At 57.6% G+C, this 20293-nt stretch carries 15 protein-coding genes and 2 pseudogenes; 10 read left to right on the forward strand and 7 right to left on the reverse strand.

The features are described from left to right. The first annotated feature begins 274 nt into the window (after positions 1-274). The 5 genes from AC0L3H_RS00205 to AC0L3H_RS00225 all read left to right on the forward strand — a co-directional run bounded on the left by AC0L3H_RS00205 (position 275) and on the right by AC0L3H_RS00225 (position 5874). Positions 275-1735, forward strand: coding sequence for a UbiA family prenyltransferase (locus AC0L3H_RS00205; RefSeq protein WP_473516156.1), 1461 nt, complete (start codon positions 275-277; stop codon positions 1733-1735). Positions 1736-1758: 23 nt separating this feature from the next. Continuing rightward, positions 1759-2184 carry a GtrA family protein gene (locus AC0L3H_RS00210; RefSeq protein ID WP_091590011.1) on the forward strand — a complete coding sequence of 142 codons (426 nt, stop codon included), beginning with the start codon at positions 1759-1761 and terminating at the stop codon, positions 2182-2184. A 68-nt stretch (positions 2185-2252) separates the two neighbouring features. After that, positions 2253-3497 (forward strand): FAD-binding oxidoreductase, encoded by a 1245-nt coding sequence (locus AC0L3H_RS00215; protein ID WP_473516155.1) that lies wholly within the window; start codon positions 2253-2255, stop codon positions 3495-3497. Beyond that, positions 3494-4240, forward strand: a complete 747-nt coding sequence (locus AC0L3H_RS00220; RefSeq protein WP_473584064.1) for an SDR family oxidoreductase — start codon at positions 3494-3496, stop codon at positions 4238-4240. Before AC0L3H_RS00215 ends, AC0L3H_RS00220 begins: the two co-directional genes overlap by 4 nt. Positions 4241-4461: 221 nt before the next feature. Further along, positions 4462-5874, forward strand: coding sequence for a hypothetical protein (locus AC0L3H_RS00225; protein WP_473584065.1), 1413 nt, complete (start codon positions 4462-4464; stop codon positions 5872-5874). Between the two features lie 205 nt (positions 5875-6079). Here the strand turns inward: AC0L3H_RS00225 and AC0L3H_RS00230 are convergent, their stop codons facing one another. The 4 genes and pseudogenes from AC0L3H_RS00230 to AC0L3H_RS00245 form a co-directional block, all read right to left on the reverse strand. Then, positions 6080-6670, reverse strand: coding sequence for a flavodoxin family protein (locus tag AC0L3H_RS00230; RefSeq protein ID WP_473584066.1), 591 nt, complete (start codon positions 6668-6670; stop codon positions 6080-6082). A gap of 212 nt (positions 6671-6882) precedes the next feature. After that, positions 6883-7200, reverse strand: a pseudogene (locus AC0L3H_RS00235) (ATP-binding protein); the annotation flags it as partial. A gap of 214 nt (positions 7201-7414) precedes the next feature. Further along, positions 7415-8611, reverse strand: a complete 1197-nt coding sequence (locus tag AC0L3H_RS00240) for an acyltransferase family protein (RefSeq protein ID WP_473584067.1) — start codon at positions 8609-8611, stop codon at positions 7415-7417. Positions 8612-8732: 121 nt separating this feature from the next. Further along, on the reverse strand, positions 8733-10169 hold the full coding sequence (locus AC0L3H_RS00245) for a polysaccharide biosynthesis/export family protein (RefSeq protein ID WP_473584068.1): 1437 nt from the start codon (positions 10167-10169) through the stop codon (positions 8733-8735). 466 nt (positions 10170-10635) lie between these two features. Between AC0L3H_RS00245 and AC0L3H_RS00250 the strand changes: the two genes are divergently transcribed. The 5 genes and pseudogenes from AC0L3H_RS00250 to AC0L3H_RS00270 all read left to right on the forward strand — a co-directional run. Further along, positions 10636-11919, forward strand: coding sequence for a glycosyltransferase (locus tag AC0L3H_RS00250; protein WP_473584310.1), 1284 nt, complete (start codon positions 10636-10638; stop codon positions 11917-11919). A gap of 233 nt (positions 11920-12152) precedes the next feature. After that, a complete protein-coding gene (locus tag AC0L3H_RS00255; protein ID WP_473584069.1) occupies positions 12153-13136 on the forward strand; it encodes a class I SAM-dependent methyltransferase in 984 nt (327 codons plus the stop codon). A gap of 24 nt (positions 13137-13160) precedes the next feature. After that, positions 13161-14120, forward strand: a complete 960-nt coding sequence (locus tag AC0L3H_RS00260) for a glycosyltransferase family 2 protein (protein ID WP_473584070.1) — start codon at positions 13161-13163, stop codon at positions 14118-14120. 28 nt (positions 14121-14148) lie between these two features. After that, entirely contained in the window at positions 14149-15138 is a 990-nt protein-coding gene (locus AC0L3H_RS00265; RefSeq protein WP_473584071.1) for a hypothetical protein, read from the forward strand. 176 nt (positions 15139-15314) lie between these two features. Then, positions 15315-15553 (forward strand): annotated as a pseudogene (locus AC0L3H_RS00270) (transposase); the annotation flags it as partial. 26 nt (positions 15554-15579) lie between these two features. Here the strand turns inward: AC0L3H_RS00270 and AC0L3H_RS00275 are convergent. From AC0L3H_RS00275 to AC0L3H_RS00285, 3 genes are all read right to left on the reverse strand, one after another. Then, positions 15580-17025, reverse strand: coding sequence for a lipopolysaccharide biosynthesis protein (locus AC0L3H_RS00275; protein WP_473584072.1), 1446 nt, complete (start codon positions 17023-17025; stop codon positions 15580-15582). Between the two features lie 789 nt (positions 17026-17814). Continuing rightward, complete coding sequence (locus AC0L3H_RS00280) at positions 17815-19038, reverse strand: class I SAM-dependent methyltransferase (RefSeq protein WP_473584073.1); 1224 nt, start codon at positions 19036-19038, stop codon at positions 17815-17817. Next, positions 19035-20288 (reverse strand): class I SAM-dependent methyltransferase, encoded by a 1254-nt coding sequence (locus tag AC0L3H_RS00285; RefSeq protein ID WP_473584074.1) that lies wholly within the window; start codon positions 20286-20288, stop codon positions 19035-19037. The genes AC0L3H_RS00280 and AC0L3H_RS00285 overlap by 4 nt, the downstream gene beginning before the upstream one ends. Positions 20289-20293: the final 5 nt, after the last annotated feature.

The following is a 20293-nucleotide window of genomic DNA, read 5'->3' on the forward strand; positions in this document are numbered from 1 at the left end:
TACCAAGTTTTTGAACATCGCTGTGGCCAGTTCGAGACGAATTTCCATATGTGCCAAAGCTTTGTGCGGCCCAGCCGCCCCCGCTGCAACGCATCATAATTCGTCGAAACTCACACGATGGTGGTATCGTTTACTTCGTTTTGCGCGCTACGCTTCATCAATGAGCGCAAAACTCACACGATGGTGGTATCGTTTACTCCGTTTTGCGCACTACGCTTCGTCATGAGCGCGTGATCTGCTCAGCTCTGCAACCTGCAGAGTGGGCGAAGCGCAAATGGCGCAAGAATCGATACATGTCGAAGTTGCGGCGCCGCAGCCGGCTTGCCGTCGCCCGCTCGTTGTTGATATGGACGGGACACTGGTTCGTTCAGACCTGTTGATAGAAACCGCCCTGTCGGAGTTTGCACGCCGACCTCAATCTGCGGTCGACATGTTAAAAGCACTGAGGCTTGGCAAGGCTGCGTTAAAACAGTGCGCTGCTTCCTCGGTAGAGTTCGACGCGTCTGCGCTTCCATACGACGAAGCTGTGCTCAAAGAGATTGAGGCGGCGCAGAAGGACGGGCGGCAAGTCTACCTTGCATCCGCCGCTTCCGAACGCATCGTCAGAGCTGTTGCAGATCACTTGGGCGTTTTTGATGGGTACATCGGGTCGGATGCGACCACGAACTGCTCGGGCAAGACGAAAGCAGCCAAGCTGGTCGCAGTGTTCGGCGAGGGAAGGTTCGACTACATTGGCAACGATGCCGACGACCTGGCTGTCTGGTCAAAATGCGGAACGGCAATTGCAATCCGCACATCTGGACGGGTTTCCAGAAGGCTTGCGGCAATGCCTGTCGAAAAGGAATACCTGCCCCACCAGAAACCAAGCTGGCGGACATGGGCGCGCCTTTTGAGGGTGCACCAATACACGAAGAACCTTCTGCTGCTGGTTCCGTTGCTGGCTTCCCACCAGTTCACTGCCGAGAACCTGATCGAGCTCGGAATCGCATTCCTCAGCTTTTGCCTTTGCGCTTCGAGTGTCTACATTATCAACGACCTCGTTGATCTTCAGGCCGACAGGGCGCACCCGACCAAGCGGCATCGACCGCTGGCGGAGGGCAGAATCCAGCTGATCCACGCGTTGCTCGCCGCGCCGCTGCTTTTAATCGCGTCATTCATCCTCGCTACTGGTGTGTCTCCTGCCTTCTTTGCCGTCCTCCTTGGGTACTTCGTCCTTACCACGGCCTATTCGTTCTACCTCAAGCGCAAGATGCTCATCGACGTCGTTACGCTCGCGATGCTCTACACGGTGCGCATCATTGCCGGGGCTATCGCGATCGGAGTGCACGTCTCTCCGTGGCTTCTGACCTTCGCCATCTTCATTTTCTTGGCGCTGGCCCTGGTCAAGAGATATGCCGAACTTGCCACACGCCTAGATCTCCAACTGTCCGAGCCTTCGAACCGGAACTACAAGTTCGAGGATCTCGGCGTGGTCGCCGCGTTTGCAGCGGCCGCGGGCTACAATTCCGTCACCGTGTTCGCGCTGTACATATCCTCGCCGGACGTGAACGTGCTCTACCAACGGCCGCAAATGCTCTGGTTCGTCTGCCCCGTGCTCATCTACTGGACCAGCCGTCTGGTGATGATTGCTCACAGGCGCAGCATGACCGAGGATCCGATTGTGTTTGCGATGACCGACCGCAACAGCCTGCTGTCATTCCTCATTGCCGGGCTAGCTGTCGTGGCGGCGGTTTAGGCAACGCGAAATGGTGTAACGATATGCGTTCCCTTCAATTCACAACATACGCGACCCGTTATGCGGCTTTCGCAGTCATCGCGACGGCAGCCAACCTCCTATTGCAGGAGGCAACAGTTCGCGCCGCACCGTTTTTCACTCTCTTCGTTTCAATCACGGTCGGCACCGTCGGGGGATTTGTCGTCAAATATGTTCTCGACAAAAATTACATCTTCTTTGATCCGTTTGAAGGCAGGTACCAGGAAGCCCGCAAGGTAACGCTCTACGGGGTGTTCAGCGTACTAACGACGATTATCTCCTGGGCCTTCGAAATAGGATTCTGGCACATTTGGGGGACGTCTCTTGCCAAATATTCGGGCGCGATTCTCGGACTTGCCATCGGCTATGCAACCAAGTTCGCCCTCGACAGCAGATATACCTTCCGTTCCGGGAGGCCACAGTGGAGCTAAGCGGGTGGGGACGGTATCCGAGGCACAGCAGCAACGTCGTCAGCCCGGGATCTCCTCGCGAACTGGCGATGCTGCAGCGGCACATACCGACCTACGTGGCGCGAGGCAACGGACGCTCATATGGCGACGCCGGTATCGGTGCAGGAGTGACGCTCGATATGCGGCGCTTCGACCGAATGAAGGGTTTCGACGAAACCTCGGGCTTACTGACAGTCGAAGCTGGTGTGTTACTAGCTGACCTAATCGACAGGTTCCTGCCTCGAGGGTTTTTCCCTGCCGTGGTACCGGGCACGCGCTTTGTCACGATCGGCGGCATGATTGCTGCGGACGTTCACGGCAAAAACCATCATTGGGTCGGGGGCTTCGGCGATCATGTAGAAGCGCTGAAACTGATGTTTCCCTCGGGACAGACGGTCCGATGCTCCCGGGATGATAATTCTGACCTCTTCAAAGCTACCATTGGGGGGATGGGCCTGACTGGAACGATTGTCGAGGCTACGATCCGGTTGATCAAGGTCGAAACAGGATGGATGAGGCAGAACACTGTACGAGCCGAGAATATATTATCGGCCGTGCAGCTACTGACAGCTAATGAAGGCGCCAGCTATGCCGTAGCTTGGGTCGATTGCCTTTCCAGGGGAAACGCGCTTGGCCGCTCGCTGGTTTACCTCGGCGAACATGTCAGCCTTGACGCTCTCCAGGAAAGAAACCCGGGTGCACCGATCTACCCGAATACCCGTGGTCGCGGGATTGCTGTGCCATTGGATGCCCCGGGATTTCTTCTCAACAGGCACTCCATCCGAGCCTTTAATGCGCTCCGTTACGCCCGCGCCCGCACCAAGGATGAACTGGTGACGTGGCAATCCTATTTCTTCCCCCTGGACGGCCTTGACCAATGGAACCGGCTCTACGGCCGCCGCGGGTTCCTGCAATACCAATTCGTTCTCCCCCATCAGACAGCGTCACGCGTCTTGCCTGAAATCATGGGAGAAATTGCCACAACGAGGGACCCGTCGTTCCTTGCCGTCCTCAAGACGTTGGGCAAGGGTGGCGGCCAGCTTTCATTTCCTATGCCGGGAGTCACGCTGGCTCTCGATTTTCCCGTATCCGACAGCATCTTCTCACTTCTGGATAGATTGGACTGCTTGGTCGTCGAAGGGGGAGGGCGGCTCTATCTGGCCAAGGACGCCCGCCAGCGGCCCGAAACGTTCGAGGCGGGCTATCCGAATCTTTCTGTATTTCGTCAGCAGCGCCGCGCGATTGGGGCCGAAGGGCGGCTCGCATCGATGTTATCGAAAAGGATCGCAGTATGACGACACAACCGGGAACCGCCTTGATCATAGGCGGCACTTCGGACATAGGGAGGGCAACGGCCCTCGTCTATGCCGAGCATGGCTGGAAAGTGATCCTTACGGCCCGAAACGACGAAGAAGGCCTGCGGGAGGTCAACCACCTTCTCACCGCCTCGCAGGCCAAGGCCGAACTTTGCCGCCTCGACATCTTGGATACGGAGTCGTTCGGGCCGTTCATCAATTCACTCGGCACATTGCCCAATACAGTCGTCTGCGTGGTGGGAATGCTTCCAACCCAGTCGAGAGCGGTTGCCGACACGGCATACGCCTCATTGTCACTCCGTACGAATTTTGAGGGACCCGCAATTCTCCTTGGCATGCTGGCGGACCGATTCGAGAAGCGGGGCACCGGCACCATCGTTGGTGTCAGTTCGGTCGCCGGAAACCGCGGCCGCGCCTCCAACTATGTCTACGGCTCCGCCAAAGCCGGATTGACTGCTTTCCTGTCGGGGCTTCGAGGTAGATTGTGGCACTCAGGCGTGAGGGTGGTGACGGTCATGCCGGGTTTCGTCCGGACCCGAATGACAGACGGGATGAAACTGTCACCATTTTTAACGGCAGAACCTGATGAAGTAGCCGAAGCCATCTACGAGGCTGCGGAATCGCGGCACCGCGACATCATCTACGTGAGAAGAAGCTGGCGTCTTGTCATGGGAGCAATCGCCGCGATGCCTGAGGGCGTTTTTAAGCGGGTCAAGTTCTAGGGGCATGGTGCAGATGAAGCCATTGCGCGCCGCTGCTGGCGAGATAGCTTCGGCAAAAGGGTTCGAAGCCTGCAACGATATTGCCGCCCCAGCGCTCGAATTTTGTGTACAGACTATCTGGATTTCTTATCCTGAACGATGTCCCGCGTCGCTGCAATGTTCGTACTATCCAAACGCAAGTCAAAACGATCGGTTCACGCCGCTGGGTTGGACCTAGCATCATGCAGGTCTCGTTCATCGGTCTCTTAGTTTGTACTGGAATATTGCTTCTAGGATGCTATTTCCGGGCTCCATTAATCATCGGGCTCATTGTGTCGCTGACATTCGGTGCAACTGCCGTTGTTACGCTAAGTTCGCTTGGGGGATCGTCGCCACTCATCTTCACGTTCTTCGCTGCGCTTCTGGTGACTGCTGTCGCCTTCAAGCGACGAATTTGGCGGCACCTCGGCGAGGTATTCGGCGAAATCCGACCGATCTGGGCCCTCTGCGGGCTGATGCTCTATGCCATGGTCGGCGCCTGGTTGTTCCCGCGCTTCTTCGCGGGAGATACTATTGTCTTTGTACAATCGACAATGCGACGCGGAGTCGTGGAGGCTCCGCTTGCACCCGTGTCGGGCAATATCTCACAAACCGGATATTTCGTTTTGGGGGGCCTTACTGCTATCGCCCTGTGCGTTCTGCTTCTGCACAAGGATAGAATGGACCAAATTCGGCGCGCATTCCTTCTCTCATGCGGTCTCCACTGCGGGATGGGATTGATCGACCTAATCGGCAAGCTAGCAGGAGCAGGAGATGTCCTTCGGCCGATCCGCACAGCCAACTACGCGATGCTCTCAGAAGCTAAGACGGGTGGTTTTTGGCGCATTGCGGGTGCCGCCTCCGAGGCATCGGCCTTCGGCGGCGGATCACTCGCCTGCTTAGCATTCTGTTATGTTTACTGGCGCAAAACTAAGTCGCGGCTGGCGGGGGGGCTGGCAGTTCTGGTGCTTGTCCTTTTGGCCCTTTCCACGTCTTCGGTGGCCTATGTGGGACTAGCCATACTGAGCATTCCTGTTGCGATCTCTATCTTGCGCTCATTCCTTTCCGGCCGCTTCGACAAGAGCGAAATCTTGATCCTCACCGTCGTTTCGCTTGGTGTTTGCATGGCCTTGGCGATCGGCCTTTATGATGAGGGTTTCTTCACTCCATACGTCCAACTACTTGATTCTATGGTTATAAATAAGGGAAATTCCTCCTCTGGCCAGGAGCGAGCCTACTGGAATGCTAAAAGTATGGAAGCGTTCTTCGAGACGAGCGGTCTCGGTGTTGGCTTGGGCAGTTCGCGTGCATCTAGCTGGCCGATCGCAGTTGCGTCACAGCTTGGCTTGGTCGGCGGCCTGATGATGGTAGTGCTCTTGGTGGTGGTTTTTCGGGGCATGGGAAGCCTCAAACAGTATATCGATCCAGAAACCAACGCATTGGTGTCAAGCGTACGAGCTTGTGCTCTGGCTTCCATTGTTGCCGGCTCTCTTGCCGGTGGGAGCGCCGATCCGGGTATCGGCTTTTTCATTGCTGTTGCGGTCATCTGCGCAACCAGGGTCCGTGCTCTAGGCGCAAGTACGCCCGTCACGCGGCTCCCGACGCAGGACTCCTAGTTCGGCCCGCGACCGGCGAGGCGGATCGCCTGAAGGCTCCTGATACGGAGATCCCTGTCAAACTGCGTTGAAGATTGACCCCTTATCGGCGTGCAATATTGACCCCCTAAGGTCGGTGAGCTGATCCGATCCGTCGAGGCTGCTCGGGGTTGCGCACCTGGGCGGTCGTGTCTCACCACGCGAGGAGGCAAGAGATGTGCCGGTATCACCTGCTCCCGACCCACTGCCGGATCTCGTCAGCCAATTGCTCGAGAACGCCCATCGTCCCGGCGGGGAGCGGGTCCGGAAACCGTTGCTCGGGATACGCGAGCGTTCCCCCCAGATGGATCGGCTGGACGCAGGGCATCTCGTGCTGTTCGAAAAACTTGATCATGTTGTCCGCGCATAGGCGCACACTCGGATCGTCCGCGGGATCGGTGGCGCCGTTGACGATGACCGCTCCGAGTTTTCCGTTGAGCTGTTGTCCGTCGCGCCACAGGGGATCCGATCTGTCGAGCAAGACAACGCCCAGGGCCGGCGGCATTCCGAAGCAGGTGGGAGTAGCCATCAGAATCACGTCCGACTCTTTCATGAGTGACAGAACACGATCGATCCCGTCGCCGTGGTATCCGAACGTTTGATAACACTGCTCGCACCCGAGACAGTCGATACGCTCATCGGCCAGACGCACCTGTTCCACGACCTTCACCCGCCGATCTCTCTCGAGCGAGCGAAGAACCTCGCCGAGCATCCGCGCTGAGTTACTGGACGCGCGTGGGCTGCAGTCTATTCCAATGATGGTCGTCGCTTTGTCCATGTGAGGATCCCTAGTAAGGCGTGACAGCTCGATACCGAATGGCACGGGGCGAAGTTTTGAGTATCCCCACCGATGGCCTCAAAGTCGACGATACTCGCTCTTTACCTTTGAATTTTCCGGATCACAATATTGACCCCCTAAGGTCGGTGAGCTGATCCGATCCGTCGAGGCTGCTCGGGGTTGCGCACCTGGGCGGTTCAGCGGGTTGGGGTTCAGGCGCGGTTCTTGAACCGCCAGCTCTCGTTGCCGGTCTCGACGATATCGCAGTGGTGAGTGAGCCGGTCGAGGAGCGCGGTGGTCATCTTGGCGTCACCGAAGACCAAGGGCCATTCCCCGAAGGTCAGGTTGGTGGTGACGATGACCGAGGTCTGCTCGTAGAGGCGGCTGACCAGGTGGAATAGCAGTTGGCCACCGGACTGGGCGAATGGCAGATAGCCAAGTTCATCGAACACGACGAAGTCTTTGCGCCCGAGATAATCGGCCATGCGTCCCTGCCGGCCGGCTCGGGTTTCGGCCTCGAGCGAGTCCATCGGCAACATCCCGCCGGCCGAAGCCGAGGAACGCTACGACGCCATGTTGGATGAACCAGCCATAGCCGTGTGACTCAAACGAAACAGCCGCCGATCAACTCGGGGCGGTTCGCATTTACGGGCGCCGGCTCTTTGCAAAGGTGTTGCTCCCGCGCCGCGCTGGCAGAGTTGGCAAACAAAAGCGAGAAGAAAGCAAGAGCAATACGCACCGTTGTCATGTCGGCATCTCGGAAATTTGCCTGGTGGGAGATCGCAGATTGTGGATACCCAGGAAGCGGCGTTCGAAAAATCGGAATGAAAGTTCTGCGGCGACAATCGTCAGAAGGTATGCCAACAAGAACAACGCGATCCACGTATGGATTGGCCTCGGGTTCGCCGAAAAGTCCATTATCCGAGAGAGGGCCAACTTGGCCGCGACGACCGCAATCGCATGGTAAATGTATGCGCCATATGAAATCTCTCCAATATGTTGGAGAGATTTCAGTCTCAAAAGCCAGTGGACGGAACGGTGCTCCACAGCGGCAAGGCTTACAAGGCCGCCAGAGGCAGCGGCTAGCGCACTGTAAAGGAATACTTCGCGATACTGCCCCCACAGGATTCCGGAGAGGACGTTTTTTAGGATGTCGATGCCCCGCGCTTCCACGACATAGTAGTTAATGCTTGTGTAAAGTATTACATAGGTGAAAAGTAAGCAGATTCCAACTATTGCAACAAATGGAGCTTTTCTTTGGAGCATTCCATATTTACTTAAAAAAGCTAGCAAACAGCCCGTCGCAAAGGCGTCGGTATGAAGAAATGATCCAGCGTAGACCGCGTACGCGCTGGTTTCGGCACCCCATCCGATTCTGGTTAGGCCAATCGATAGGGCTAGGCGCAGCATAGGCGCCAAGATGAGCATAGAAAGTAGCAGCAAGACTACGGTGCGGCGGGACATCAGGAACAGCGCAAAGCCGTAGATGACGTAGAACTGCATCTCCACTGAGATAGTCCACAGGTGCCCGACGGGCCAAGAAGCAAGCTCACCTCGCCCAAGCGTCATGGCCAGATTGTTGATAAACCCCAGTAGCGAGCCAAGAGCGATCAGGTCGAGGCTACTCCCACTCACAAGGATGGTCACGACACCTGCGCAGATGTAGGCGAAATAGACAGGGACGATCCTAAGTGCGCGCCTGCGAAAAAACCCTACCAACCTCTCTAGCGCCGGTTGATCGCTTTCCCGGCTTATCACCGTAAGGGTAACAACGTATCCGGAGATCACGAAAAAGAGCCACACACCCGTCCATCCAAATGGTAACAATCCGCAATGCTGTGCCACGACCGCCGTCATGGCTAAGCCTCTCAATGCGTCAACTGGGCCAACTCGCTGGCTGTTTTTCGGCATGTACGGAGACATCATCGACTGCGTTGGCATGCTCATATTCCTTCGGTCCGAGCTTCTCCCTCCTGCTCAGGTGGCTGAAGGCGCTTTTGTGGCTTCTCCTCGTCGCCTCTCAAAGTCGTCTGCCTCATCCTGCCAAAAATCCGCCGGGAGGCTACGGAATGCCTACAGTGTCGCCGGCGGTTTCTGCCTTGAGTTCTATTCCCGGCGCCTCATGCCGCTCGGTCGATGTCAGGTCCAGCGCGCCCGTTTCATCCTCAGCCAGTGGTATTTCAACCTTGATCGTGTCTCCAGGCTCGACGGCACTCGTTTCGTCAGCTTGGATTTGCACTGTCGCACCGTCCGCCGACGGCCGGAAAATCGTGTAGATCGGCGCAGCCAGCTCCGCGTCGGCTCGGCGGGCAAGAAGGCTCGGGGCAGATACCGCGGACTCGTACAATAGCCGCCTTGTCGTCTCTGTCTTGCTTTCGAGAGCATCGAGCTCAGCTTGCGTTTGACGCAGGTCGACCGTTATCTCATTTTTGCGCCCATCCTGGAGCTCGAGAATTGATATGTCAGTTTTACTGATTTCCTGGCGCCCGCGCAGCAGACTGGTTTCCGCCGACAACCTCTCGCTCTGCGCCTGGGCAAGGGCCCGCTCCAGAGAAAACTCGCGCGGCGCCGCCGCAAGACCTTTGGCGACAAGCGCCGAAACCGCTGTCAATTCTTTCTGAATTGAGCCGATTTGCTTGTCGAGGAAAACGAGTTGCGCTTCCAGCGAGGCAAGTTCCTTCTGGAGGAACTCGCGGAGACCAAGAAGCGCCTTGACCTGAGTGTCCAATCCCTCGCTGCGCGCCTGGAAGATCAAGCGTTCCTGCTTCAAGAGCACGGCAAAGACGTCGTCCTGAATACGCGACGTCAACTGGGCCGGAAACTGAATGACGCTGGCATGCGAGAGTTCCGCCTCGAGCCGCGCCTTGCGTGCGAGGAGACTGGCCTCGCTCAGTCTGAGCAGGCTCACATCCCCTTGGCCCTGGATCACTTCGCGCTCGAACCTGGCATCCCTGTCCTCTCGAGTCCGCAACCCGCCCGCGATGCTCAATGCCTGCAAGATGGTCAGCCCGGGCCGGTATGCGAATTCTCCCGACTGCGTCACCTTGCCGACGACGTAGAACGGTCGGAACTGGACGATTTCAACAGCGGTGTTCGGTTTTCGCGAGAGGCCGACGCTTTTCATAAGGCTGTCGCCGATCGAGTTCGCGATCTCACCGGTGGTGAGTCCGGCAGCCTTGATTTCGCCGACCAGCGGTAGCGAAACGGAGCCATTGGGACCGACTATGTATTCGTCATTGAGAGCATCCCAGCCAAAAATCTTGTCGCGTGACGCACGCCATTCGTAGACCTTGACGCGGAGCTTGTCCTGCGGGCCGAGCACATAGTCTGTGGGGTTTGCAGCCGAGGCACCCAACATGCAGGCCAGGGACATCCCCGCATACACCACGACGTGGAGAATGCGCCAACCGTCGCGCCGAGCCGACAGGTTGCCCAGGCGCCGAACTCGATGATTTGAACGAGCGCCGCTGTCGACGGAAAAAGGCAGTTCCTGGAGCATCTCTTACCTCTGCACTAGATCTTCAGATTCTACTCGGGCTCCACCCAGCCCCTTGCGACTGTGAAAGAAGCCGAGTCACTTGTTCCTTGCGACCAAACGTTGCGACGATCACGACCACTATCATCGACGATCAACTCTCCTCGCGGGCAATGGGTACAGATACGGCGCGCGACCACTGCTTGCGAAGTGAGCGCGCCATGATCCTAATCCGCCGGTCGCGCCGATACAGCCTGCGCATAAGGTTAGCGTTGATGCGTGCTTAGGCCCATCGAAGTAGGAGGCGTACCTCGTTGGAGTACATCGGGCCTCGGGAGGGTGCGGCGCTTAACCCGATAGGCAGCTTGTTTGGACGAGGCGGACGACACACAGTCGCTGAGCATCCGGGCAACAAAGAATTCCGGAAAAAGGTGCCAACATTCCGGGAGGGCAATGCATGCGCCATGTGCGACAGCCGAAAGCAACCACCATGGTGGGCCGGGATACCAAACATTTGCGATCGATCAGCAAGACGCCATTTGCCGGCATCGACCGCAACGCGCGCATCGCCGTCGTGCATGATTGGTGCCCGAACTTTCGGGGAGGGGAGCAGGTCCTTGCCCGGATCTGCAAGATTTTTCCGAGAGCCGAGGTTTTCACCCTGTTTGATTTTCTCCCGAAGGAGATCAAGGAAGAGTATTTTCCAGGCGTAATTTTCCACGTTTCCGGCATGAATCGACTTCCCTTCGTGGAAAAGTACTACAGGTCACTATTCTTTCTCTGCCCGTTTATGATCGAACAATTTGATGTCACGGGTTATGACGCGGTAATTTCCTCTTCGGCCGCATTCTCTCGAGGCGTTCTGACCCGCCCGGACCAACTACATTTGTGCTATGTGCACAGTCCGGTGCGATATGCGTGGGACGAGCAATTCTCCTATTTGCAGCAGGCCCGCTTGGGATTTGGGCCGAAGGGTCTCGTCTTTCGCTACATGCTTCACAGGCTGCGGACTTGGGACACGAGAACGGCGCACGGTCCTGACCTGATGCTGGCAAACTCGAATTATGTCCGCTCTCGAATCGAACGGATTTACGGCCGCGACGCGCGGGTCGTCCATCCGCCCGTCGCCACCGAGGATCTTAAACTCGTCGTCAACAAGGATGACTACTACGTCACGGCCGCGTTCCACGCCCCGTATAAACGTACGGATCTGATAATCGAGGCGTTCAGCAAAACGCCGTCGCGTCGCCTGGTTGTTGTCGGCGACGAAGTACAATCCAGGCATTTGCGATCGCTTGCCGGCCCCAACATAGTCTTCACCGGCTATCTGCCGCGGCATGAATACATCGAAAAAATCGCCAATGCTCGTGCGATGGTGTTCGCCGGATGCGAGGACTTCGGGATAACGCTTGCCGAGGCCCAGGCGTGCGGCACGCCATTGATCGCTTTCGGCCGCGGCGGCGCGCGCGACATTGTCCGGCCGCTTGGCGAGAGCGCCCATCCGACAGGTGTGCTCTTCGACCGTCAGGCCATCGATTCCGTAGCTGGGGCCATTGATCTATTCGAGAAAAATGCGCTGTCCATTACGCCGCACGCCTGTCGCGTGAACGCGACCCGGTTCTCCGAGGAAAGGTTCGACCTGGCGATACTCGACGCCCTTGGCCTGGCCCAGTCTGTCCAACTCGCTCGCGCGACCGAGTACAATGAACTCTTCGGAGCCGAGAGCTCGACGCGCGATATAACCGGTTCACTTGTCGAGCCAATTTTACAATGAATTCAGTTGACCTTCACATGGCAAGCAACAGAAAAGCGCTTCGACCAGCCGCGTGCCCGTGCTGCTCGGCGCCGGTCAGCCGGTCAATCTACCGGGTCGAATCCATCCCGGTGCATAGTTGTGTCCTGCTGAACTCGGCCCGAGACGCCCACGCCTTTCCCCGCCGCGACCTTGACCTCGCATTCTGCGACGCATGCGGATTCATATTCAACAGGGCCTTTGACGAGACGATCATGGGTTACTCGACCAATTTCGAGGAATCCCAGCATTTTTCCAGCACCTTCAACAGTTTCGCGAAAGGACTTGCACGCGAGATTGCACAAAAATGTGCGATAGCCGGCAAGCACGTGTTGGAGATCGGCTGCGGCAAGGGTGAATTTCTCCGCGAGCTTTGCATATCGGGCGGCGCCACCGGGCTCGGTATTGATCCAGCCTATCGAGCCGACAAAGGCCGCAATGATGAGTACGGCGACGTCAAGATCATCGTCGACTATTTCGGACCGGACTACCAGCATCTCCAGGCGGATACGGTCCTCTGTCGCCACACGCTCGAACACGTCAGCTCGGTGTCGAGTTTCGTGCGGCTGATCCGCAAGATGATCGGCAAAAGGACCCAGGATTGGGCGGTCTTCGAGACGCCTGATGCAAAACGTGTGCTCGTGGAGAGCGCGTTCTGGGACATTTACTATGAGCATTGCTCCTATTTCAGTCCTGGCGCGCACGCACGCCTGTTTCGCCAGGAAGGTTTCGACGTTACTGATCTGGAGCTCGTCTATGATAACCAGTACATCGTTCAGTACGCCCGGCCTTCAGCCGGCCGGACGATGCCGAGACTACCGCTCGAGCACGATCTGGAAGTGATGCACCGTTTGGCGGAAACCTTTCCCGCACGCGTGCGTGCGGTTCAGGATTTCTGGCAGGAGCGTATCCGCGCCGCATACGCCGCCGGCCGGCGGGTCGTCCTGTGGGGCGGCGGCTCCAAGGCAGTGTCGTTCCTAACGACCTTGCAGCTTGGAGACGAAGTCTGGGCAGCAGTCGACATCAACCCCTACAAGCAAGGCAAGTTTACGCCCGGGACCGGTCATCCGGTCATCGCGCCAAGCGACCTCTTGGACACTCCGCCTGATCTCGTCATCGTCATGAACCCGATATACGTGAACGAAGTGGCGCAATCCTTGAATGCGCTGGACCTGCGACCGGAAGTCGTCGCGGTCTGACGTCCACCCAGAAGGAGCCTGGAAATGGAACATTCCAAGTCGCCAAAGGTATCCCTTGGTTTACCCGTCTACAACGGCGAGAATTTCCTGTCCGATGCGATTCAATCGATCCTCGATCAGGATTTCGGCGATTTCGAACTTGTCATCACCGATAATGCTTCGACGGACAGGACAGCGGATATATGCTTGGAATTTGCGCAGCGGGACAGGCGCATACGCTATGTCCGAAACGTTCGCAACCTGGGAGCCGGTGCCAATTTCAATCGAGCTTTCCAACTGAGCACAGGGGAATATTTCAAATGGTGCGCGCACGATGACCGCTTGAGCAGTGGTTTCTTGACAGACTGCGTGCGTGCGCTTGACGCGAATGCCCGCCACGTCATTGCCTACCCGCGACTGCTGGGGATCGACGAAACTGGGCAACTGACTTCCTATGTCGAAAGGGTGCTGCCGGATATGGGAGGATCGACGCCCGCATCCCGCTTCCGGTTGATGGTTGCTGCGCACGGTTGGGACGCTGCGATGTTCGGCCTCTGGCGCCGGGCGTCGTTAGCTAGAACGACACTGCACGAGCCCTACTACGGCTCCGATTGTGCGCTTCTGGCCGAGATGGCCCTTCTCGGAACGTTTGTTCATGCGCCCAACGCGATACTATACAGCCGTGACCATCCGACGCGCTCGGTGCGATTGCCAAGCTCCGAGCGATTGGCTTGGCAAAATCCTGATGGCTCCACGGCGAATGCCTTTGAATTGTCAAGGCGGCTAAAACACCTCGTCGCAATTGCCTATCGGCACAGGCGCACAGCACCGTTGGGCATGACACTGCTTCATCTGGTTGCGTGGATCTTGGATCCGCTGCTTATCGCGAGATTGTTCCTGGAACTTGTAGGCGCTGTTTCTCCGCAGCTTCGTGCCAAGCTCCGCGGCGCCGGCTTGGGGGCTCTGAAACGCATTCATGCCGGTTCAAACCGATCGCCTGCCTAGAAACGAGTGGTCCGCCGGGAGGCTTTGTATGAACCTTCGCCAAGTCACGCCCGCGGCCGCAGCAGTGTCAGCCTTCCGAAAATTGCTAGAGAGCTCGGGCAAGAGAAATCTGGTGATCGTCCGGGCGGGGCGTAGCTCTTTGCATGCCGGCTGGACTGAGGGGGCGGGCGACGCCGACTTCGATCTTCTCGTCGCCGCCTACGAGGCTGGCGTCTCCCATGGACAGAACGATTTCAGCGTATTTCTCCCGGGGCGCAAGATCGCCGGCTATCATGCCTTGTTTCAATGCTACCCTGAAATTGTGACGCGATATGATCTCATTGCACTGATCGACGATGACATCGAGACGACGAAGCTGGACTTGAATCGTCTGTTCGCTATCGGCCGCCGCTATAAACTTGATCTGTTTCAGCCAGCACTGGCTTGGGACAGCTATTTCTCCTACGCAGCGACGCTTGTCAGCGGCAAGCGATACTTGTTGCGATATACCAACACGGTCGAGATGATGTGCCCGGTGTTCAGCGCCAGGTGCCTGCAATCGGCGTTGAATTTGTTCGGGCTCGGCTACGAGACGGGAATAGACCTTCTTTGGACCCGCCTGACTGACATGCCTTGGTTGCGGTACGCCATCGTTGACGATGTCGTTGTAAGACACACGCGGCCGGTCGGGACAACAAAGTCGCTTCAAGGTTTCGCCGCCAACGAGCCTTATGACGTGCAGATGGATGCGGTGCTGAAGAGGTTCGGCGCTGCGTTTCGCGGGTTCGTAACCTATGCAGCGGTGGACCGGCGCGGGCAGCTCATCCGGTCTCGCTTTCTGATCGGCCTTAACTCCCTGTCCCTTTGGCGGGCGCTGTCCAAGACGCCACTTAGATGGCCGCAGTTTATGCGCCGCTCGACCGACTATACGCGACACTGCTGGCTGAGGCCGCTCAACCTGCAACGGATCGACGTCGATGGAGTGATAAAGTCAGGCCATCAGCCGCAAAGGGTGGATCGCGGGATCAGGCAACGATGATATCGGGGGCAAGACCAAGCTCGTGTGCCGCCTGGGCAACTTCGTCTCGATAGAGCGGGTTCATCACGATGATTGACCGCACGGGTCAGTAGCTCGGCGGTAGCGAAGCCGCTCGCGAGCGCGCCCTCGATAGCGCTGTAGCGAGCGAGCGGCTTTGCGGTGGTCATCAACAGAACCTGCGCGCGCTCGTGGAGAAGACTCCGGAATTCCGATCTCTTGCGCGAGATGATTGGCTTTGCCGCCGAGCGGCTGATGGAGCTGGAGGTTGGGGCCGCCACCGGCGCCGGCCATGGCGAGAAGAACCCGTTGCTCACGGCCCAGCGCAACGGCTATCGCGAGCGCGACTGGGAGACGCGCCGGCACCGTCGAGCTGCGCATCCTCAAGCTCAGGATGGGCTCCTATTTCCCCGGGTTCTTCTAGAGGTCGCGCCCGACACCAAACTAGCCGCGAAGCCTCAGGAACAAGTCTCGCGCATTGAACAGGTCAGAGCGCACCAGCACGAAGAGAGCCGTACAATAGACAGCGGCTCCAAGGCCAATTGCGCTAATAAGAAGCGTCTCCTGCGCGGCGTGCTCAGGCGCGCTGCTTAGCCACGCGCTGACGGCGCCGAACATCAGGAGGGCGGCGAGAGCCAGTCGTGGGAAGATCTCTAGGGGTCTCCGCACGTCGATACGCGCGATGCGCTGAGCGTAGAAGAGGAAGACTGGTAGGAGGACCAGGCCGCAGGCTACGAGCGCCACCATCGTCATCTCAAGGCTGATCTGCGCAGTGACGGACAACAGCATCATTGCGACAACAGAGTAGGCAATGTTCAACTTCAGGATCAACCTGGAGTGACCCATTGCAAGGATCGTAAACGCGCAGAGGCTGTCAATCGTGCGTTGCAGGCCCAGCAGCATGAGAATCTGGACAGCGACGACCCCGCTGGCCCATTGCGGGCCGAAGATAAAGGGAACCGCGATCGGTGCGATCGCGGCAAATCCGATGAATGCAGGAAACCCTGCTATCCCGGCGATGCGGACGGTCGTGTTGAAAAAACGGTCGATCTTTTCGGGTTGATCTTGAATCCGTGACACGGTGGGCATAGTGACAGCCATCAGCGGACTGAGGAATACTTGCACCAGAAGGTCGAGCGGACGACGGGCGAGAGCATAGACTCCGACCGCGTGGGGGCCGAGGAACGTGCCGAGTAGGACCTTTGGAATTTCCTCATTCAAAAAACTCCAAAAAGTCTGGACGATAAGCGGGCCGCCAAATCCTAATAGGTCACGAACCTTTTCATAGGAGAAGGTCAGACGGGGCCGCCAAGAACTGCCAACGAGAAGGACAACGGTTTCCACAGCCGCTTTTGCAAGGTGCATCCAAATCATGCTCCATACGCCGAAACCGGCTATTACCAAGACGATGCCGAGTGTGCCGCCGACGACGGTGCCGGCAAGTGTACGCAACGCGAACAAGCGGAACTCGAGTTGGCGCTTCAACACAGCCGCAGGTACCGACGAGAGGGCCTGAATTACGACGACCACGCTGCTCCAGCGGATGAGATCTTCGAGAATGGGCTGTCCGAACGCTGCAGCAATCAAACCGGCAGACATCCAGATGAGCCCGCTAATCACTGCGCCGCTCGCGGCGAGAAGCCAGAAGGCCGAGTCAAAGTGTAAGGACTCAATTTTAGGGTGCTGAATGAGTGCCTCCGGTATTCCGATCGTGACCGGAACAGCAAGAATGACGGGTACAACCATGGAGAGGGCGGCGAGGCCGAATGCCTCAGGTCCGAGGTGCCTGGCCAATACGACAAAAATGGCAAACATGGCTGCTTGCCGCCCCCATGTTTCGACTGCTGTCCAAGCTGCGCCGCTGACAATCTTCGCGCCGATCGATGTCATCGCATGTCTCTTTGCCCGTTGGAGGACGGAACTGCGACCTTCGATCGCGCAGTCAAGGCTTTCCGTCTTCGTCTCACGGCTGCGCCGTTAGCGATCTGGCCTGGTCTACGTGAATAAAAAGGAGAGCCGTCGATCTCTCTCCGGCCATCGTTTATTGAGCTGGAATCTCGCGAACGCAGAGTCGTCGCGGGACACAGATGGCGTTTCGCATGTTTGCTCGTCATTCTATTCCACCATCCACAAGCACGCATGGCTGAGGATGCTGTGGTTGGCGAGGAAGGGTGGCTGCATCCAGTTCTTATTGGTCATAGGCAGCTCCTCTGGAAATCCTCTTTGTAGCGCAATCAAATTAGGCGGTGTTGGCTGATATCCTGATGATATCGCTGCGGCCGCGTTGCCGGGATTCGAATTCGTTCGAGTGCATCTTGCCAAACCTTACGCCGGAGCGTGGGAACGTAAACGTACCCAAACGACGTATGTCTTACGCACCCGGGGCAGTTTGGTGCAGTCCGATTACCGATGGACCATCCCGCGTCCCACACGCCCATCCGCGCAGGCGATCAAGAAGCGCCTCTTTCAGCGCTGGCTGATATTCAAGGGCAAACGAGGTGCGCCGCGGCAATCAAAGTGAGAGCGCCTCTCTGCCAGATTGTCGGGCTACAACGAGGCGAGAATGTCCGATGACCCTTGGTGAAATGGCCATGTTGATCTCGACCGGCACGGTCATTGGAGTGTATCCCCCACCAATCCCGTTCTGCGCTTTCGTGCCGCCGCGGTTGAATTGAACTTTCATGCAACCGCAATCTCGGGTGTGAAGCCGAGTTCCGCTACGAGACTGGTGATCTCCTCGCGGTAGAGCGGGTTCATGACCATGATTGATTCGACTGGCTGGCCGCGCAATGCCTCCGGAGCAAGGATCGGAGTGCCGGTTCCTGGCGCAAAACGACCTTGCTTGTGCGGATTCACATCGATGATCGCGCGGATCCGATCGGCGCCTGGCACCACGTTGACGAATGTAATGCCCTTCGATCCCCCTCCCCAGACGACGATCTGCTGGGGATTGCGCCTCGCGATGTAACCACCCAATCGCTCGATCTTGTCGCGATAGGCGCGCTCGAAATCGCGGACGAGCATCTCGATTTCGCGGCTGTCAACGGAAGTAGCGTACTTGGGGGCAGCCGGCCGCGCCTCAATGTAAAGATACTGGTCGCCGAAAGACGTCCCTGCATCCAGCACTCGAAAGCCAGCCGTCTCGAACGCCGCGTTCAGCGAAGCGGGCGTGAAATAGGAGGCGTGCTCATAAATGAGGTCCCAGATTCCCATATCCCGGAGCGTGTAAAGGACATTCGGGACTTCAAAGAAGAACACCGTCTCCGGTGCGATGCCCGGATGGGCGCGAAGGGCGCGCAGGAATTTCACCGGCTCGGCGATATGTTCGAGAACCTGGCGGCATACCACCAGGTCAGGACGCAGATCCGCGTAGGAATCGCCGAACCAGTCGTTGATAAATCGTACTCCAGGGACCGCGTCCCCCCGGTTGTCCTCGAAGCTCTTGTCGAAACCGATTCCCTGCGCACCGCTGATCAAGCTTAGCCGCTTCAGGAAATCCCCCTTGCCGCATCCAATATCGACGATCGTCTTCCCGGAGAGCGCGTAGGTCCTGCTCAGGCGCTCGGCCAGCGTATCAACAAACGCCACGAAACGGGGGGAGTAATGAAGCGAATTCTCGTAGTTTTGCGTATAACCGATGCGATTTTCCTCGAATGAGGCGTTGAAGACGTGCGTGCAGCCGAGGCAGAAGGTAGTCGCAAATCTGCCGGTCTGTGCCGCGCGCGCCGATGCCGCGTCCGCACAAAGCGCGTTGCAGAGCAGGGGCAACGCTTCGAATAGCACCGAATTGAGCAGATTTCGCTGACCGCAGACCAAGCAATCGGTTCGAATGGAACCCGTCGACTGCGTCGGTCCATCGGCTTTCAGGCAAGCCATCTGTGCGCGGTCCGCCTGTTTTGTCATATGATTCTCGGCGTTGGGACGGGGAGGATGAATTTTCCGCCGCGTGCACGATACTCGGCCTGTTGATCGAGAATTTCGTCTACGAAATTCCAAGCAAGGAGAAGCACGTAGTCGGGTTGCACCTCGAGAAGCGCTTCAGTCGAGCGGATCGGCAGGCGCTGGCCGGGCATAAATTTGTTGTGTTTATAGACGTTGCGATCCACGACGAAGTCCACGAGGTCGCGTCCGATGCCGACGGTGTTAATCAGCGTTGCTCCCTTGGCTGCCGCTCCATAGGCGGCAATCGTGGCACCCTGCGACTTTAACCGGCGTAAGAGCGTGGAAAGGTCGCGCTTCAGCGCGTCGACCTTGGTGGAGAAATCGCGGAAATACCCGATCGCATCGATCCCGCGCGAGGCTTCATGGGCAAGCTGTTCCTTTACTGTCGCACCCACGTTCTCGCGCGATTCCACGTAAAGGCGCAGCGAACCGCCATGGATTGAAAGGTGCTTGACCTCATTGAGGTAAAGCCCGTGGCGGCGAAAGAGCTTATCCAGTGCAGTAACTGAAAAATAGCAAAGATGCTCGTGATAGATCGTGTCGAACTCACAATGTTCGATCAAAGGTTCGACATAAGGTGCCTCGATAACCGCCACACCGTCATCCTTGAGAAGTCGGGCAATTCCTGCCACAAATCCGTTGGTGTCGGCCACGTGGGCGAGCACGTTATTGGCATGGATAATGTCCGCGCGCATGCCTTGCGCGCGCAGCGTTTCAGCGAGATCGCGGGTGAAGAATGCACAGCGCGTGGGCACGCCGACCCTCTCGGCAGCGGCGGCAGGTCCGTCGGCCGGATCAATTCCGAGCACCCGAATTCCCGCCTCGACGTAGTTCTTCAGCAGATAACCATCATTGCTCGCCAATTCGATGACAAGGCTCTCCGGGCCAAGACAGCGGCGGTTGATCAAATCAAGCGCATTCGCACGCGAATGCTTTAAGAGAGCAGGGGAGAAAGAAGAATAATATGGATAAGAATCGGCAAAAAGAATTGTCGGATTCACCGTCTCGGTGATCTGGACGAGGCTGCAGTCTTTGCAGAACGCGACGCGCAGCGGAAAAATGGGCTCCGGTTCGCCGATGTCGCTGCTGGTGAGAAGGCGATCGGCCAGTGGCGTTTTACCGAACTCGAGAAACGTCTCAATGCCAGTTCCACCGCAAGATCGGCAGGCCCGCTCGGTTACCGACTTCGCATCTAGGCACATCATGTCCATATCGT

The sequence above is a fragment of the Mesorhizobium sp. WSM4816 genome (genome assembly GCF_055811535.1).